This is a genomic window from Rhizobium sp. BK289 (genome assembly GCF_014193575.1).
Taxonomy (GTDB): Bacteria; Pseudomonadota; Alphaproteobacteria; order Rhizobiales; family Rhizobiaceae; genus Rhizobium; species Rhizobium tropici_C.
Genome location: NZ_JACHZO010000009.1, coordinates 214,550 through 227,840 on the forward strand (window position 1 = coordinate 214,550; position 13,291 = coordinate 227,840).

General features: G+C 61.6%; 12 protein-coding genes. 1 reads left to right on the forward strand and 11 read right to left on the reverse strand.

Annotated elements, in window-relative coordinates; genetic code table 11:
- Positions 1–108 precede the first annotated feature (108 nt).
- On the forward strand, positions 109–981 hold the full coding sequence (locus FHT84_RS19360; RefSeq protein ID WP_113249951.1) for an ATP-binding protein: 873 nt from the start codon (positions 109–111) through the stop codon (positions 979–981).
- A gap of 78 nt (positions 982–1,059) precedes the next feature.
- On the opposite strand, the gene FHT84_RS19365 is transcribed toward FHT84_RS19360, so the two are convergent.
- The 11 genes from FHT84_RS19365 to FHT84_RS19415 all read right to left on the reverse strand — a co-directional run bounded on the left by FHT84_RS19365 (position 1,060) and on the right by FHT84_RS19415 (position 13,244).
- The gene (locus FHT84_RS19365) at positions 1,060–2,763 is read right to left on the reverse strand and encodes a LysM peptidoglycan-binding domain-containing M23 family metallopeptidase (protein ID WP_183763483.1); all 1,704 of its coding nucleotides are present in this window, start codon (positions 2,761–2,763) and stop codon (positions 1,060–1,062) included.
- A 169-nt stretch (positions 2,764–2,932) separates the two neighbouring features.
- Positions 2,933–3,586 carry a protein-L-isoaspartate(D-aspartate) O-methyltransferase gene (locus FHT84_RS19370; RefSeq protein ID WP_112340950.1) on the reverse strand — a complete coding sequence of 218 codons (654 nt, stop codon included), beginning with the start codon at positions 3,584–3,586 and terminating at the stop codon, positions 2,933–2,935.
- A 4-nt stretch (positions 3,587–3,590) separates the two neighbouring features.
- Positions 3,591–4,355, reverse strand: a complete 765-nt coding sequence (surE, locus tag FHT84_RS19375; RefSeq protein WP_113249866.1) for a 5'/3'-nucleotidase SurE — start codon at positions 4,353–4,355, stop codon at positions 3,591–3,593.
- A gap of 15 nt (positions 4,356–4,370) precedes the next feature.
- Complete coding sequence (gene serS / locus FHT84_RS19380) at positions 4,371–5,654, reverse strand: serine--tRNA ligase (RefSeq protein WP_113249865.1); 1,284 nt, start codon at positions 5,652–5,654, stop codon at positions 4,371–4,373.
- A gap of 100 nt (positions 5,655–5,754) precedes the next feature.
- On the reverse strand, positions 5,755–6,582 hold the full coding sequence (tatC, locus tag FHT84_RS19385) for a twin-arginine translocase subunit TatC (RefSeq protein WP_112340953.1): 828 nt from the start codon (positions 6,580–6,582) through the stop codon (positions 5,755–5,757).
- A complete protein-coding gene (tatB, locus tag FHT84_RS19390) occupies positions 6,579–7,289 on the reverse strand; it encodes a Sec-independent protein translocase protein TatB (RefSeq protein WP_113249864.1) in 711 nt (236 codons plus the stop codon). Before tatB ends, tatC begins: the two co-directional genes overlap by 4 nt.
- A gap of 55 nt (positions 7,290–7,344) precedes the next feature.
- On the reverse strand, positions 7,345–7,545 hold the full coding sequence (locus FHT84_RS19395; RefSeq protein WP_113249863.1) for a twin-arginine translocase TatA/TatE family subunit: 201 nt from the start codon (positions 7,543–7,545) through the stop codon (positions 7,345–7,347).
- 245 nt (positions 7,546–7,790) lie between these two features.
- Positions 7,791–8,483, reverse strand: a complete 693-nt coding sequence (scpB, locus tag FHT84_RS19400; protein ID WP_112341072.1) for an SMC-Scp complex subunit ScpB — start codon at positions 8,481–8,483, stop codon at positions 7,791–7,793.
- A 37-nt stretch (positions 8,484–8,520) separates the two neighbouring features.
- Positions 8,521–9,318, reverse strand: a complete 798-nt coding sequence (locus FHT84_RS19405) for a ScpA family protein (protein WP_113249950.1) — start codon at positions 9,316–9,318, stop codon at positions 8,521–8,523.
- Positions 9,319–9,392: 74 nt separating this feature from the next.
- On the reverse strand, positions 9,393–10,406 hold the full coding sequence (gene nagZ / locus FHT84_RS19410; protein WP_113249862.1) for a beta-N-acetylhexosaminidase: 1,014 nt from the start codon (positions 10,404–10,406) through the stop codon (positions 9,393–9,395).
- A 126-nt stretch (positions 10,407–10,532) separates the two neighbouring features.
- Complete coding sequence (locus FHT84_RS19415) at positions 10,533–13,244, reverse strand: SPOR domain-containing protein (RefSeq protein WP_183763485.1); 2,712 nt, start codon at positions 13,242–13,244, stop codon at positions 10,533–10,535.
- Between the last annotated feature and the right edge of the window lie 47 nt (positions 13,245–13,291).

Below are 13,291 nucleotides of genomic sequence, written 5' to 3' on the forward strand. Positions count from 1 at the left end.
CCGTACCGTTTTCCCGGTCTGTTAGCCTTTCAGCCCCCGAAGGAGCATGATACCCGGCAAGACAGCGCGCATTCTACGACTTTCTTGTTCAATATTCAGGAGGAAATGGTGACTGAAGACCAAAATGCCCTGATCCTTGCCGAAGTCCGCCGCCTTGCCGATGCGCTTGAACGCCTTGCCGGGCCGGCTCCGGCCATCAATGACTGGAACGCCGCCGATTGTTTCGTCTGGGCCCCCGCCCGGCTTCATCTGCAGCCGGTGCCACGACCGAACCGTGTGGCGCTGACCCTCATTCGAGGCGTCGATCATGTGCGCGACATTCTGCATGAAAACACGCTTCGCTTTGCCGAAGGTTTCGCCGCCAACAACGTCCTGCTCTGGGGCGCGCGCGGTATGGGCAAATCGTCTCTCGTCAAGTCCGTGCATGAAGACGTACGTCGGACGACCGGCGTTTCGCTGAAATTGATCGAAGTCCATCGCGAAGACATTTCCTCGCTGCCGGTGCTGCTTGATATCCTGAAAGCCGTTCCGCACCGCATCATCATCTTCTGTGATGATCTCTCCTTCGATCACGACGATACGGCCTATAAGTCGCTGAAGGCGGCGCTGGATGGCGGCGTCGAGGGCCGGCCGGACAATGTGCTGTTCTATGCGACCTCCAATCGGCGCCACCTGCTGCCACGTCATATGATGGAAAACGAACAGTCGACAGCCATCAATCCTTCGGAAGCCGTGGAAGAGAAGGTTTCGCTCTCCGACCGCTTCGGCCTTTGGCTCGGCTTCCACAAATGCAGCCAGGAAGATTATCTGCAGATGATCGATGCCTATGCCGATCACTTCAAGCTAGAGCTCGATCGTGCACAAATGCATCACGAGGCACTCGAATGGGCGACGACCCGTGGCGCCCGCTCCGGTCGTGTCGCCTGGCAATATATCCAGGATCTCGCCGGACGGCAGCGCATCGTGCTGGAACGGGATTGATCTTCGACCAATAAGGCCCTGAACGACAAAAAGCCCGGCATTGACCGGGCTTTTTGCAGAGTCCTTGAGACGCACTACCTATTCAAGGAACGTCATTGGGTTGACCGGAGCCGAATTCTTGCGGACTTCGAAGTGCAGCTGCGGCTGGCTGACATTGCCGCTCATACCGGACGTTGCCAGCGTCTGGCCGCGCTGAACCTTCTGGCCGCGGGTTACGTTGAGCGCATCGGCATGGCCGTAGACCGTAACGGTGCCGTCGTCGTGACGGACGAGAACCGTGTTGCCGAGCTCCTTCAAGCCGTTGCCGGCATAGATAACGACACCGTTTTCAGCAGCCTTGACCGGCGTGCCCTCGGGAACGGAGATGTCGATACCATCGTTGCGGCTGCCGTTGACGTTGGAGCCATAGCCGGCAACCACGGCACCGCGAACCGGCCAGCGGTACTTGCCGATGCCGGTTGCTTCCGGCGCATCGGCCTGCGCATCCGATTTGGCGGCATCATTGATGGATTGGCTCGGAGAAGCGGAGGCAACTTCCTTCGGCTTGGCAGATGCATCGCTTGTGGTATCCGCATGAGCGACAACCTTCGGAGCCTGCTTTGCGATCGGTTCGGCGGCCGCCTGCTTCGGCTCTGCAACCGGCGTAGCGGTGGGCTTGGCCGAAACCTTCTGCGGCTCGATGGAAGCGGTCTTGACCGGGTCCGCGGCGGCAACGGCGCCGTGCGGCAATGCCAGCGCCTGGCCGATGCGGATGCCGTCGCCGGCCTGCATGTTATTCGCGCGCTTCAACTCGGCGACGGTAACCCCGCTCTCCTTGGCGATGCGAGCAAGCGAATCGCCCGGCTTGACGACGTAAGTGCCAGCGCCTTTCGGCGTCGGACCCTTGCCGTTGCCGGCTGCAAGCTTGTTAGGATCGGCGAGACCCGCCTGGGATTTGCCGCGCATCTGATTGCCGGAAGGCAGCGCGAGGGCTTCCTGCTGCGGCGCCTTGACCGGGGCCGGCATCTTGCCGCCCTTGGAAAGGTCCGTTGCTTCAGACGCCATCTTCGCTGGACTTGAGGCACCGGCGCCATTCATCGTCGGGATGATGATCTGCTGACCCGGCTGAGCACCGGCGCCGTTACGCAGGCCGTTGGCGCGCAGGATTTCCTTTTCCGGAACGCCGTAGCGGCGCGACAGAAGCGCGATGTTTTCGCCCTGGCGCAGCGTTACGCTTGGCGCGTTGACCGTCGTCCAGCCGGGAGACATCTCAGGTGTCGCCGCCGTCTTGATCGTGCCGGTCGACATCGCATCGGGTGCGAGAGCCGGCGCCGCGCGCGAGCCGTTATTGCTGCGCGATGCCGGGAACGGCTGAGCAAGCGCCTCGGTTTCGGCGCGCGAACCACCGCGGGGACGAGCGGCACTGGCGGAAGCGCTGGGAGGAGCAAGTTCGGTGCGCTGAATTGCGACAGGTGCAGTTGATGCACGAGCGCTGGAGTAGGACGGGTTATAGCGAGCCGGCGAATTCGGATAGGGTTGCGACACCGGTGCACTCTGCTGCGAATAATCCTGCTGACCGTAACCGCCGGCCTGCGCGACATCGGCGCGCGGCACCGGATCGCCATTCGGACCATTCAAGCCGCGCCGGTTGATCGAACCGGTCGTCACATTGTCCGTCTTGTTGAAGAGCCCGCTGAACCGGGTCGTGTCTGAGCTACAAGCCGTCGCGGTGCTCGCCAGAAGAATGGCCACCAGGACTTTCCCTGCCGATTTACCGAAATTCGAAGAAAGACTGAAACCCATGACTCGACCCACTTGAGACGCAACCGATTATGGGTCGATTAAAGCGCGTTAATCTTACCATGCGGTTAAAGCACTGGTGCGGCATGTGTTTTTTTGAGGAATTGCTAACCATAGAAGATGAAACGGCGCCGAGACGCCATGTTTCACAGGCATTATCCCGAATTGAGCCTCAAAGATAAGAGGCGAGCATCGGCACGATCGGCTGATAGGGAACATCGAACAGCTCTTCACGCTCGAAGCGGCTGCCCGTCTTTGTCAGCCGCACCAACCGGCAGACATCGTCCGATACCATCAGCGGCGCGATCATCGATCCACCCGATACCAGCTGCTCGGCATAAAAGCGCGGCATGGTCGGAAATGCGGCGGTGACCAGAATGCGGTCGAAGGTGCCCTCGCCCGGCAGGCCGGCGCTGCCATCTGCCTGGCGGATGACGACATTGCGCAGCCCGAGCGTATCCATGCGCTGCTGCGCCGAGGTGGTCAGCGTCTTGTAGCGGTCGATCGTCAGGACACGCTCGACGATTCGCCCCATGACCGCAGCGGTGAAACCGCTCCCCGTCCCGATTTCGAGAACACGGTGTCCCGGCTTGATCTTCAGACTGTGAAGAATGCGCACGACCAGATCGATGCCCTCCATGAAGGAACCACAATCGATCGGGATCGTGCGGCTGGAATAGGCATCATCGGTAAATTGCGGCGGCACGAAAGGCAGGCGCGGCGTCTGCTCGACCGCCGTCATCAGATCGATATCCAATATGCCTTCCGCCCGCAGCCGCAGAACCACGGCCGCAAAGCCTTCCTTTTCCACCAAACGAGGTGTCAATCCGCTACTCCATACCGAGCGCCCGCGCCACGCGGTCCTGCGCCGAATAATCCGTCAGATCGAGTTTCAAAGGCGTTACCGAAATACGATTTTGTTTCAACGCCTGAATATCGGTTCCCGGACGGAAGATACCACTGCGTTCGCCGAAGCGAAGCCAATAATAAGGGAAGCCGCGACCGTCAGCCCGCTCCTCCACCTGCACGTTGAAAGCGAGATTGCCCTGCGCCGTCACTTCCGTCCCATCGACCTCGCCGGGACGACAATTCGGAAAATTGAGATTGAGAAAGGTACCTTCGGGCAGGTCGACATCCATGAGCTTGCCGAGCAGGGCCGGTGCATGCGCCTCGGCCACGTCCCAGGGCACGACGCGCGCGCCGTTTTCATAGAGATAGGCCTGGCTCAGCGCAAAGGAGCGCACACCTTGCAGCGTACCTTCGATCGCGCCGGCTATGGTTCCGGAATAGGTCACGTCGTCGGCGACATTCGAGCCGGAATTGACGCCCGAAAGCACCAGATCCGGCTTGCCGTCCATAACCTGGCGGATGGCCATGATGACGCAATCGGTCGGCGTTCCCCGGAGCGCAAAGTGCTTGTCGGAAACCTTGCGCATGCGCAGCGGCTCGGAAAGGCTCAGCGAATGTGCGAGACCGCTCTGATCCGTCTCGGGCGCGACAACCCAGACATCATCAGACAAGGTGCGGGCGATGCGCTCCAACGCAGCCAATCCTTCGGCATGAATGCCGTCATCGTTGGTCAGAAGAATACGCATCGCCCCACCGCTCGATCATGCTGCTTTTTCGATCCTCTTCACACCACCCATATATGGCAGCAGTGCGTCCGGAACAGTGACGGAACCATCGGCATTGAGATAATTCTCGAGAACGGCAATCAGACACCGGCCGACTGCCGTGCCGGAGCCGTTCAGCGTGTGAACGAACTTGGTGTTCTTGTCGTCCTTGCCGCGATAGCGTGCACTCATGCGCCGCGCCTGGAAATCGCCGCAGACCGAGCAGGACGAAATCTCGCGATAGGTATCCTGCCCCGGCAGCCAGACTTCGAGGTCATAAGTCTTGCGCGCGCCGAAGCCCATGTCGCCGGTCGAGAGCGTCATGACGCGATAATGTAGGCCGAGGCGCTTCAGCACTTCTTCCGCGCAGGCCGTCATCCGTTCGTGTTCGGCAATGGAGCTTTCGGCATCGGTGATCGACACCAGCTCGCACTTCCAGAACTGATGCTGGCGCAGCATGCCGCGCGTATCGCGACCGGCGGAGCCTGCTTCCGAACGGAAGGACGGCGTGAGTGCGGTGAAGCGCAGCGGCAGCTTCTCCTGATCGAGAATTTCACCAGAAACGAGATTGGTCAGCGATACCTCTGCCGTCGGTATCAGCCAGCGGCCGTCCGTGGTCTTGAAGGAATCCTCTGCGAATTTCGGCAGCTGACCTGTTCCGAACATTGCCTCGTCACGCACCATCAGCGGCGCACTGACTTCGGTATAGCCGTGCTCGCTGGTGTGCAGATCGAGCATGAACTGGCCAAGCGCCCGTTCCAGGCGTGCGAGCTGCGAGGTCAGCACCGTGAAGCGCGAACCGGAAAGCTTGGCGGCACGCTCGAAATCCATGTAGCCCAGCGTTTCGCCAATATCGAAATGCTCTTTCGGCTCATGGTTCCAGGTCGGCTTGGCGCCCCAGACGCGCTTGACGACGTTGTCGTGTTCATCCTTGCCGACGGGCACGTCCTCGAGCGGGATGTTCGGGATGCGCGACAGCGCGTCGTTGAGCTCCGCCGTCAGCGCGCGCTCTTCCTCTTCCGCAGCCGGGAGCGTGGTCTTGATGTCAGCGACTTCGGCCTTCAGCTTCTCGGCAAGCTCGCTGTTCTTCTGCGCCATAGCCGCGCCGATTTCCTTGGAGGCGGCGTTACGGCGGGACTGCATATCCTGGACGGACTGAATGACGGAGCGGCGCTTCTCGTCGAGCGCAATGAGGCTTTGCGACAGAGGCTCCACACCGCGCTTGGCAAGCGCCGCATCGAAAGCCTCGGCATTCTCACGAATCCATCTGATATCAAGCATCTTCGTTCCAGGTCGTTTGACATGAGTACAGCTCCGACCGAGGTCTCGGTCGGAGGTCGAAACGGCAAATACCTGGGAAACGAAGCGAAGACTTCCTCGCCTAGACGTTATCCGTCTTGGTGATCTCGGAAGTCCCGCCAGTCTCTTCAAGCGCTTGCCGGGTACGCTGGCGTTCCACGAGTCGCGCCGCGTAGATGGAAATCTCGTAGAGAAGGATCGTCGGCAGTGCAAGGCCGATCTGGGACATCGGATCCGGCGGCGTCAGCACAGCGGCAACGATGAAAGCGAAAACGATCGCGAATTTGCGCTTTTCCGCCAGCCAAGTCGACGTCAGCAGGCCGACGCGCGCAAGCAGCGTCGTGATGACTGGAAGCTGGAAGACGAGGCCGAAGGAAAAGACCAGCGTCATGATGAGGCTCAGATATTCCGAGACCTTCGGCAACAGCGCGATGCCGACCTGACCATCGGCTGGCGCCTGCTGCATCTTCAGGAAGAACCACATGACCATGGGCGTGAAGAAGAAGTAGACGAGCGCGGCACCCATCAGGAACAGGATCGGCGACGCGATCAGGAATGGCAAGAAGGCGGAACGCTCGTTCTTATAGAGACCCGGCGCCACGAACTTGTAGATTTGCGCGGCGATGATCGGAAATGAAATCACCAGGGCGCCGAACATGGCGACCTTCACCTGCGTGAAGAAGAATTCCTGCGGGGCCGTGTAGATCAGCTCGGCCTTGGAGAGGTCTAGATGCGCCCATTCGACCGCCCATTTATAGGGATAGACCAGATAGTTGAAGAGATGCTTTGCCACGGCAAAGCATCCGATGAAGGCAATGAAGAAGGCTACGATCGACCAGATGAGCCGCGTGCGCAATTCCATAAGGTGTTCGATAAGCGGCTGCGGCTTATCATCGATATCACCCGTCATGCCTGGTCCTTCTTCTTGGGCGTTTTAGGCGTCGCCTTGCTGGCGGTAGCGGTCGGGCGCTTCCTGGGAGCGGGAGGCGCCTTCTCTGCGGCAGCGGCGGTCGCGACTTTGCTTGCGGCTCGTTTCGGCTTTTCCGTTACGACGGGCGTCTGGACGGCGGCGGCCGCAACATCGTCGACCTTGGCGACCGGCTTCGGGCGCGGCTTGCGAACGGCCTTCGGCTTTTCGACGGCTGCACTTGCCGCCGCTTCGCTCGCGGCAGCGGATGGCTGGGCAGCGGGCGCGACAAGTGGGGCAGGATCGCCCCGCGCCGATGTGGCCGAGAGCGCCTCCGGCAAGCCGGACGAAACGCCCGGAACCGGCTCGGATGGCAAGGGCGTTGCAGCGGGTGCAACCTTGTCAGTGCTGGTCGCGCGCTGCAGATCGGCCTTTATCTCATTGCCCATCTCGCGCAGCGGGTTCATGGCTTCCCGCAACGTGTTGACCGGATTGAGCTTCTGCGCATCGGCGATCGTCTGGCGCACGTCGTCCAGCTCCGCTTCGCGCATGGCCTCGTCAAACTGGGCGCGGAATTCGCCAGCGACCTTCCTTGCCCGGGCCGTCATCTTGCCAATTGTCCGCAAGGTCGCCGGCAATTCCTTGGGGCCGATCACCACCAAGGCTACGACGGCAATAATCACGAGCTCGGACCAGCCTATATCGAACATGCAAAGGCTCCTGGGCCAACGGCAAGCCTCTCAGCTTGGCGCCCGCCCGACATGATTACTTCGTTTCGTCAGCCTTATGCTCGACAGTGCGGGACGTCGTCTGCGTCGACGTATCCTCGTCGTCGTTCATGCCCTTCTTGAAGCTTTTGATGCCCTTGGCGACATCACCCATCAGCTCCGGGATCTTTCCACGGCCGAACAACAAAAGCGCGATGGCCAGGACGATGAGCCAGTGCCATATGCTTAGAGAACCCATTACTTTAACTCCCAATTACAGTGTCTTTCCGATGTAAGACGTTTGCGGATGTTTTTCAAACACCAAAATTTACTGCATCCACGCATATCGGGATGATGAACGCCCATGCGGGCGATCAAGCGTCTCCAAGTCGAGAGGATGATTTGTATATTCGCATCCGCTGATGGCGAAAGAGAGACTTTGCCGGTGGTTTCGTGAAAATTTACGGAGAGCGCAGCAACCCGTTCCAACGGTCACCAAACGGCTCAATCGCTGGAATTTGCGCCAGTCGGCGGCAGGATGCCAAGCTCTTCCAGATCCATCTGGGTAATCGGATCCTCGTCTTCGGTCAGCTCGTCGTTCATCAAGGGCGACGGGATGTTGAAATTGGCGGGAATGCGGCCGGATAGTAGCCCTGCCCCCTTCAACTCTTCGAGGCCAGGCAGGTCGCGCAGCTCTTCGAGGCCGAAGTGATCGAGGAAATCGCGCGTCGTGCCAAGCGTGACCGGCCGCCCCGGCGTGCGGCGGCGGCCGCGAAAGCGAACCCAGCCGGACTCCATCAGCACGTCAAGTGTGCCCTTGGAGGTCTGCACGCCTCTGATGTCTTCGATCTCCGCACGCGTCACCGGCTGGTGATAGGCAATGATGGCCAGCACTTCGAGCGCGGCGCGGGACAATTTTCGCACCTCGCTCTCGTCACGCCGGATCACGAAGGAGAGATCCGCGGCGGTGCGGAAGGCCCAGGCTCCATCCACCTGCACGAGATTGACGCCGCGCGAGGCATAATCGGCCTTGAGCTTCTGCATGACGGCGGCAATATCGACGCCGCGCGCCACGCGCTCGGCGATGAAGGCCTCGGAAACCGGTTGCGCCGAGGCGAAAACCAGCGCTTCGGCGATCCGCTCGGCCTCGCTCAACCGGCGCTCGTCGATCTCAAGCGTTTCCGCCTCCGCTTCCATATGCTCGTCGTCCGGTTCGTTCACGCCTGTCCCTGCCCTATTCCGCTGCTTCCAGCGACGAATGCTTCGGCCCGCGCCGCATATAGAGCGGCTGAAACGCGCCTTCCTGGCGAATTTCCAGCTGCCCCTCGCGCACCAGTTCGAGCGAAGCCGCAAATGCGCTGGCGATGGCTGTTACGCGATCGCTGGCGGTCGTCATATAGCTCAGCAGGTAATGTTCCAATGCTGTCCAATCGGTGATCTCGCCGATCATGCGATCGAGAATGACGCGAGCATCGGCGAGCGACCAGACACGGCGCTTCTCGATCGTCACCTGGGTCACGGCCTGGCGCTGACGCAGGCTCGCATAGGCGGTGAGCAGATCATAGAGGCTGGCGTCGAAGGCGGATTGACGTCGATCGGGAATATGTTCCGGTGCGCCGCGCGCAAAGATATCCCGGCCGAGACGATTGCGATTGACGAGGTCGGTGGCCGCATCGCGCATGGCCTCCAGGCGCTTCAAGCGGAAGGCGAGCGTCGCCGCCATCTCCTCGCCGGTCGGGCCGTCTTCCTTGCTCTGCTGCGGGATCAGCAGCTTGGATTTCAGATAGGCGAGCCATGCGGCCATGACGAGATAATCGGCCGCGAGTTCGATTCGAATGCGCCGGGCGCTTTCGATGAACTGAAGATATTGCTCAGCAAGCGCCAGAACGGAGATGCGGGACAGATCGACCTTCTGGATGCGCGCCAGATGCAGCAGCAGATCGAGCGGTCCTTCGAAGCCGGCAAGATCGACGACAAGCGACGGCTCGTGCGAGCCGCGCTGCGCCTCGCCCTCCTGCCAGAGCTTGTCCATCGGCGTTGCCGCCTGCTGAAGCTTGTCCGTGCTGCCGCTCACTCTGTCACCCGTCCGTTCCTCGAAGTCCGGTTTTACGCCACTGCGAACATCGCGTCGAATTCCGCCCGAATAGAGGCTTCATCGGCGCCATCATTTCTGCCGAATGCCGTTTCGACCGCCTTGGCCCTTGTCAGCGACGCACCCGCCAAAGCGGGAACATTGCGAACGACCTGCTGCATTTCGTCCATGACGCCATTGCAATGCAGCACGATATCGCATCCGCCCGCAATAATATTTGCTGCACGTTCGCCGATCGTGCCCTTCAGCGCATTCATCGAGGTATCGTCCGACAGGAGCAACCCCTGGAAACCGATATGCCCGCGAATGATCTCCTCATTCACCTTGCGCGAGGTTGTGGCCGGGTTTTCCGGATCGATATCGGTGAAGACAACGTGGCATGTCATTGCCATCAGCTCGTCCTTGAGGGCCACGAAGGGGGCGAAATCATGCGCCTCCAACTCCGCACGCGGCACCGAGACGACGGGCAGTTCGTGATGCGAATCGGCAAAGCCGCGGCCGTGGCCGGGCATGTGCTTCATCACGGGCAGTACGCCACCGGCTTTCAGACCTTCCGCCGCAGCACGCCCCATCTCCGTCACCGTCACCGGATCGGAGCCATAGGCGCGATTGCCGATGACATTGCTCGATCCCTCCACCGGCACGTCCAGCACCGGCAGGCAATCGACATTGATCCCGAACTTCAGCAAATCGAAGGCATGCAGCCTCGACATGAGCCAAGCGGCCCGCAGGCCGCGTTCACGATCCTGACGGTAGATATCGCCAAGCGCCTGCCCCGAGGGGTAATGCGGCAGGATCGGCGGACGGATGCGCTGCACCCTGCCGCCCTCCTGATCAATGAAAACAGGAGCATCGCGCCCGACGCTGTCACGCAGGGACGCAACGAGATCGGCGATCTGCGCCGGCTCGGAAATATTGCGCCCGAACAGGATAAAGCCCCATGGCTGCTCCCCCTGATAGAAGGAACGCTCTTCGGGCGTGATGGAGTGGCCGCTACAGCCGAGGATCATGGATTTCGATTCGGTCATATCCGAATCATAAGGCTTGCGCCGGGAAATGCGAGTGACGTCAAGCCGAGATACACAGGAACAGCATATTTCAAACGAAAACGGCGAGCCGAGGCCCGCCGTTTTTATCAGTTCCGTATCCGATCCTTACTTCGAGATCAGGCAGGTGCCGCCGGCGGCGCGATAGCGCGTGCAGATGGCTGCGGCCTCATCCTTGGAGCCGGCGACGACGCGGACGCGATAGTAGGTGCCCTTGCCGGCGATATCGGCCTTGCGGATCTCAAGCGGATGGTTGCCGATGACGCTGGCGAACTTGACCTTGAGGTTCGCCTGCGACTTCTGCGCATCGGCCTCGGTCGGCAGGGATGCGATCTGGACGCCGTAAGCACCGCCACCCGCGGCAGAGGCCGCAGCCGGAGCTGCCGCAGCAGGACTTGCCGATGCAACCTGCTTCGGCTGAGCCTTGGGCTGAGCTTGAACTTGGGCTTCCTGGGCCGGAGCAGCGGTATTGGCCTTGGCGGCGGGCTCGGGACGTGCCGTCGGAACCGGGTTCGTCTTGACGACGCGGATCGGCGTGCTTTCGGCGCTGGCGGCATCGCCGCTATCGGGCTGGGCTGCGGCCGGCGGGTTTGCCTGAGACGGGCGCGGATTGGCCGACGCGACCTGATTGTTCGCGGGCTTCGCAACAGCGGTCGTCGTCGTATCAACGGCCGGCTCGTCACGCGGAACCAGCGAGCCATCCGGCTTGACGATCATCGTGCGGACCTTGCGCGGCGAAATAGCCGGCACCTGATCGTCGCCATTGGCGGCGACATTGGTGTTTCCGCCGTTCTGGTTGGGCAACAGGCGCGGATCCTCGGTTTCGCCGACCGGCGTCGACGTGACCTGATCGGCGCTGCCGTCATCCGGAGAAACCGCCTCCGGGATCAGGGTCTTCTGCACGACATCGACAGGCTGCTCGTTGGAGGAGACGAGAGCCTTCTGCTTCGGCGCTGCAGTGCTGTCGCCCGCCACGCGGTCGTACACGGCCTTGTCCTGATTCGGGACCACGGTACCGCCCGGATTTTCCGGGGCGACCTTTACCGGGTCGCTATCGGCGGTGATCACGCGCGGCTCGCCGGAGAAGCTGGAGATCGGCGCACCGTGGCGGATCCAGCTATAGGCGCCATAGGCGCCGACACCGAGAACCACGATGACGGCAGCGGCGGTCGCCATGCCCCGCATGGAGCGCACAGGGCGGCGGCCGCCTGCGGCCGGGTTCAGCGTCATTCTGGCGACGTTCTCGACGGGGCTGGACGCTTCGCGGTAGCTGCGGCGGAAATCTTCTTCCAGCGCACGCTCGAATTCGTCGAACTCCTCGATGGGCTGCTTGGCAACGGGTGCAGCGGGTTGGGCAGCCGCGTTCTTCGACCACGAGGCCGCAGCGGCGGCACCGCCGAGCATGGCAGCGGCAGCCGGCTTGATCGGCTCGGATGCGGCTTCCTTGGCAGGCGTCCCCAGAAGGCTCGCCATCTCGGAATCGAGATCGAAATCATATTCCGGCGGAACGACGACCGGCTCTTCCGGCTCGATCGGCGGCAGGTGCGGAACATGCGAGCCCTCGAAGGTCTCGACACGATCCTCCGTCTCGGAGATTTCAGTGGGATCGAAAGGCAGTGCCTGTTCGACCTCGAACGCCGGAGCTGCCGTGGGAGCGGCAGGCACGACCGGCATCGGCGCTGCCTGGATCGGCTGCGGCGCTACGGCGGCAGCTGCAGGAGCGACCTGCGCCGGCATAACCGGCGTTGCGCGGGAAACGATCGGCTCTACAACGGGCGCTGCCGGAGCCGGCTGCCGGGCGTCGGAGGATTTGTCGGCTTCGGCGAAATCGAGACCGGCAAGTTCCATCTCGATATCGGCAAGATCGAATTCGAAATCCTGACCGGCGAACGGATCCTCCGCATCGAAGGCGATCGGCTTCGGTTCTTCTCGCGACAGCGCAGCCGCAGATGCAGCCGGCGCTATCGACTGTTCGTCAAACGAAGCGCTGAAATCGCCGAAAGCCGGCTCGTCCGGCGCAGCGGCCCTGGAGGGGACCGGATACCGATTCACATCAGCCAGCAGGGCATCGATCTCGGCGGCAAGCGCTGCGGGATCGGCCTTGGCGATCTTTGGCGGCTCGGGCGCCTTGAAGACAGCCGGAGTGGGCTCAGGCTCTACGGGCTTCGAAGCCGGTTCCTGGGCGATGAAAGGCTCGACAGGGCCAAGCTGCTCAAAATCCGGCAGCTCGTCGAACATTGCTTCGGCAGGAGCTGCCGGGGGTACCGGCGCCGCATTGAAGGGCGCCGGCTGCTCGCGCGGCGCAACCGGGGTTGCCAGTGTGAAATTGGCTATCGGCAGCCGCATCGTGGCAGCAGCGGATTGCGGCGTCTTGGCGACCGGAGCCACCACCGGCCGTTCGGCGGGCGCAGCTTTCGACGCCGGCTGCAGAGCAGGCGCAATCGACATTTCCAGCTCGTCGATCAGGTCACGAGCGCCGAGCGTCGGCTTGACGGGAGCAGCAACCTGCTGGGCAGGCTCCTCAAATTTCGGCTCGGCCCGCACGGGCTCGACTGGAGCCTGGCTTGGAGGAGATACCGGCTCCGTCGGGACGGAGATGTCATTTGCCGGACTCATTCGCGGCGTATCGTACCGCTCGAATTCGCGAAGAAGCTCGTCTTCAAGATTGAAGGCAGGCTCCTGCCGCTGAGCCGCAGGAGTTGCTTGAGCAGCAGAGCGCGGCTCAAAACCTACGATACGAGCGAGTTCTGCGAGCGGATCATCATCCGCAAAGAACTCGTCGTTTCCGCTTGCGCGATACGCCAACTGTTTTTCTGCCATCACCCGTTCCACTCGCAAACACTACAGTTAATGCCAGCGCAATGTGG